Here is a 4168-nt window from a genome sequence, read left to right on the forward strand (position 1 = left end):
GTCCCACCAGCACCACATTGCGAACGGCGGCTGGACTGTCTACAGCGGGGGCGGCTCCGGCGCCCTGAGCACTAGTCGCCTTGTCTGCCATGACGTTCCTCTCCTTGCATCCCGGGTCGCTTCACTCGCCCACACATCAAGGTGGCGATACCACCCTGCTGCCGGGGTGTGGCCCAGATCACGGACCTACTAGTCACCTTCCCCTTAACACCCACCCAGCACAAGACCGAGCGATGCGGCCATCGACTCAGGCTCCGGTCAGCGGTCCAGAATGGCCTGGACAGCAGCGTGTTGAGAAGCAGAAATGCCGGTGGGACAATCGGACCCATGAACGCGGGCCTACCGGTCCCGCTGGCTGGGCAAAGAACGGTCGCATGGTGATCGTGGTCGACGTGATCGCCGCGGCGGGTGTCATCGGTGCGCTATTTCTGGCGAGCAGCGTGCGCGTGGTCAAGCAATTCGAACGAGGCGTCGTCTTCCGGTTCGGGCGAGTCCTGCCCCGGGTGCGCCAGCCGGGGCTGACTTGGCTGCTTCCGGTGGCTGATCGCATGCAGAAGGTCAACATGCAGATCATCACGATGCCAGTGCCTGCCCAGGACGGCATTACCCGCGACAACGTCACCGTCCGGGTAGACGCCGTCATCTATTTCAAGGTGTCGGATCCGGTGCGAGCCGCCGTCGACGTTCAGGACTACATGTCCGCGATCGGGCAGGTCGCGCAGACGTCGCTGCGATCGATCATCGGCAAGAGCAACCTCGACGACCTGCTGTGCAACCGGGAGGGACTCAACCAGGGCCTGGAGCTGATGATCGATAGCCCGGCGCTGGGCTGGGGAATCCACATCGACCGCGTCGAAATCAAGGACGTGGTGCTGCCCGACTCGATGAAGAGGTCGATGTCGCGGCAGGCCGAGGCCGAACGGGAGCGACGCGCTCGGGTGATCACTGCCGACGGCGAGCTGCAGGCCTCCCAGAAATTGGCCGCCGCCGCACAAGTGATGGCCGACCACCCGGCCGCGCTGGAACTGCGCCTGCTGGAAACGGTGGTCGAAGTGGCCGCCGAGAAGAACTCCACGCTGGTGCTGCCTTTCCCGGTCGAGCTGCTGCGGTTCTTGGAACGCCTGACACCGGAACGATCACTTGCCGAGGACAGCGCCGACTCGCCTACCGAACCGACATCGACCTGAGACGATCGTGTTCAAGCGTGCCAGCTGACCCAACGCTGCACCGCAATGGCGATCACCGGGCCGTCTAACGAAACCGATTGATACTGGGCGTATTTCGCGCGCAACAACTGATATCCCATGTCCAGGGCATCCCCGTCGTCATGAACCGACGCCACACCGTCGACACGAACCCACCACAACTGCGTCCAGTCGTCGACATAGTGGTCGACAAGCATGCTGACCTGCGGGTTGTTGTCGATATTGGCCAGCCGCCGCAGCCGTTGTGTCGTCTTGGGTTTGGCGTCGACGGCCGTGTAGACGATGTCATCGCGAAGCGCAAACACCACCGGCACCAGGTGCGGCATGCCGCCAGGCGTTACGGTGGCCAGTCGCGCGATCGGCGCGTCGGAAAACCGGGCTTTCGGGTCGAATTCGACCACGTGGCCAGCTTAAAACCGACCAGCACGGTTAGGTTGACCTCATGTCGGCCGAGACGCAGATCACCAACCTGCTATACCGCTACGCCGAGTACATGGACAGCGGCGATCTGGCCGGCGCGGCGGCTCTGTTCGAGCACGCCCGTCTGCGGATCGGCGACGCCGGCGATGGCACTGTCGACGCGGCGGCCATGCTGGCGATCTGGAAGGCCACGGTGGTGCTCTACCCCAACGGGACGCCTCGAACCAAGCACCTTGTTACCAACCCGGTCATCGAGGTCGACGAGGACGCCGGCACGGCGAGCTGTCGCAGCTACTACACAGTGCTGCAGCAGACCGACGACTTTCCGCTGCAGCCGATCGTCACCGGCCGCTACCACGATCGGTTCGAACGCGTGGACGGCGCGTGGAGGTTCTGCTTTCGGGACTACACACTCGTGGACATGGTCGGTGACCTAAGCCACCACCTCACCGGGCCCATCACGCCCGACCGGTGATTGCATCGCATCGTTTGTCGAAGCGATGGTCCGGTTATTCCGTACCCCGTGCTCGCGCGGCACGCCACTGCAGGATGCGGATCTCGACACGGGCATGCAGACTACGGTGAAGAGGCTGACCAGGTTACTGTCAAGGCACAAAGGCTGCGACAATCCTTCAGTCTTACGCCTATCGGGAGGTGACGGGATGAGCGGATGGCACCGCCGGATACCACGGTGGTCGTCGTGCTTACTGAGTCTGACGGCTGTGGCGGGATTGGCTTTTGCCACGGCACCGGCCTACGCGTCGCCGCCCACACTGGACCGGTTCCGTGAAGCGCCCGCCCCGATCGACCCGCTGGCGGCTGTCTCGCAGGTAGGCCCGCAGATCGTCGACATCGACACCAAGCTGGGCTACCAGAGCGCGGTAGGCGCCGGAACGGGCATCGTGATCGATCCCGGCGGCGTGGTGCTGACCAACAACCATGTCATCGCCGGGGCGACCGATATCAGCGCCCGCGACATCGGGAATGGCCAGTCCTACCCCGCCGAGGTAATCGGCTACGACCGCAACCATGACATCGCCGTGCTGCAGCTCGGTGGCGCAGGCGGACTGCCCACGGCCAATATCGGCGACTCGTCCACAGTTCGGGTCGGCGATCCGATTGTCTCGCTCGGCAACGCCGGCGGTGTCGGCGGAGCACCCAGCGCTGTCCCCGGCCGCGTCACCGCGCTGAACCAGACCGTCTCGGCGGCCGACGCGTTGACCGGTAGCTCCGAGACCCTCAGCGGCTTGATCCAGGTCGACGCGGCGATACGTCCCGGCGACTCGGGCGGCCCGACGGTCAACAGCGCCAACCAGGTGATCGGCATGAACACCGCTGCTTCCGACAACTACAAACTGGGCCGCGGCGAAGGGTTCGCGATCCCGATCAATCAAGCCATGGCGATCGCCGGCCAGATCCGCTCCGGCGCCGCGTCGCCAAGCGTGCACATTGGTCCCACGGGATTCCTCGGCATCGGTGTTTCCGACGCCAGGGGCGGCGCAGGGGCGGTTATCCAGCGGGTGATCTCTCCGGGTCCGGCCGCCGACGCGGGAATCACCCCAGGTGACGTGATCACGTCGGTAAACGGCCAGCCGGTCAACTCGGCCACTGGGCTGACCAACATCCTCGATCAGCACCATCCCGGCGACACCGTCGCACTAGGCCTGCAAAGCGGGATGGGCGGGTCGCGTACCGTGAATGTGACCTTGGCACCGGGACCGCCTGGCTGATCCCTGTGCCGGACGCAGCCGCATGGCATGGCTCAATTCGTTTGGGCCACAGGGGGTTAGCTGTGGTGGATCTCGGATACCTGTAGACTCGTGGACTTGACGAGAGACACTAAAGACGCCGTCGAACACCATCCGGCCGAGGGCAGCCACGTCCAAGCCGGCGTCGTCGAGCATCCCAGCGCGGACGACTTCGCCGACGCCGTTGCGCTGCCTGCCGATCGAACCTGGTACAAGCACGCCGTCTTCTACGAAGTGCTGGTGCGGGCGTTCTACGACGCCAACGCGGACGGCTGCGGCGACCTGAGCGGGCTGACCGAGAAGCTCGACTACCTGCAATGGCTGGGCGTCGACTGCATCTGGCTGCCCCCGTTCTACGATTCGCCGCTGCGTGACGGCGGCTACGACATCCGCGATTTCTACAAGGTGCTACCCGAATTCGGGACCGTCGACGACTTCGTCGCGTTGCTCGATGCCGCTCACCGCCGGGGCATTCGGGTCATCACCGACCTGGTGATGAACCACACATCGGTCTCGCATCCGTGGTTTCAGGAGTCACGCCGTGACCCCGACGGACCCTATGGTGACTACTACGTCTGGAGCGACACCAGCGAGAAGTACACCGACGCCCGGATCATCTTCGTCGACAGCGAAGAGTCGAACTGGACCTTCGACCCGGTGCGCCGCCAGTTCTACTGGCACCGGTTCTTCTCCCACCAGCCGGACCTGAACTATGACAACCCGGCCGTGCAGGAAGCGATGATCGACGTCATCCGGTTCTGGCTGGGCCTGGGCATCGACGGTTTCCGGTTGGAC

The 4168-nt window shown here is 64.4% G+C and carries 5 protein-coding genes; 4 read left to right on the forward strand and 1 reads right to left on the reverse strand.

Annotation, left to right across the window (positions count from 1 at the left end):
* The first annotated feature begins 374 nt into the window (after positions 1-374).
* Entirely contained in the window at positions 375-1187 is an 813-nt protein-coding gene (locus VFA16_RS23385) for a slipin family protein (RefSeq protein ID WP_324970127.1), read from the forward strand.
* Between the two features lie 11 nt (positions 1188-1198).
* Here VFA16_RS23385 and VFA16_RS23390 read toward each other — a convergent pair whose 3' ends face one another.
* Entirely contained in the window at positions 1199-1606 is a 408-nt protein-coding gene (locus VFA16_RS23390) for a TIGR03668 family PPOX class F420-dependent oxidoreductase (protein ID WP_324970128.1), read from the reverse strand.
* Positions 1607-1647: 41 nt separating this feature from the next.
* Here VFA16_RS23390 and VFA16_RS23395 point away from each other — a divergent pair, with 41 nt between their 5' ends.
* The 3 genes from VFA16_RS23395 to VFA16_RS23405 all read left to right on the forward strand — a co-directional run.
* Positions 1648-2100, forward strand: coding sequence for a nuclear transport factor 2 family protein (locus VFA16_RS23395; RefSeq protein ID WP_324970129.1), 453 nt, complete (start codon positions 1648-1650; stop codon positions 2098-2100).
* A 187-nt stretch (positions 2101-2287) separates the two neighbouring features.
* On the forward strand, positions 2288-3355 hold the full coding sequence (locus VFA16_RS23400) for a S1C family serine protease (RefSeq protein WP_324970130.1): 1068 nt from the start codon (positions 2288-2290) through the stop codon (positions 3353-3355).
* A 90-nt stretch (positions 3356-3445) separates the two neighbouring features.
* Positions 3446-4168, forward strand: a 723-nt coding sequence (locus tag VFA16_RS23405) for an alpha-amylase family glycosyl hydrolase (protein ID WP_324970132.1), incomplete at its 3' end; no start/stop codon positions are given.

Source organism: Mycobacterium sp. (assembly GCF_035653355.1).
Classification (GTDB): domain Bacteria; phylum Actinomycetota; class Actinomycetes; order Mycobacteriales; family Mycobacteriaceae; genus Mycobacterium.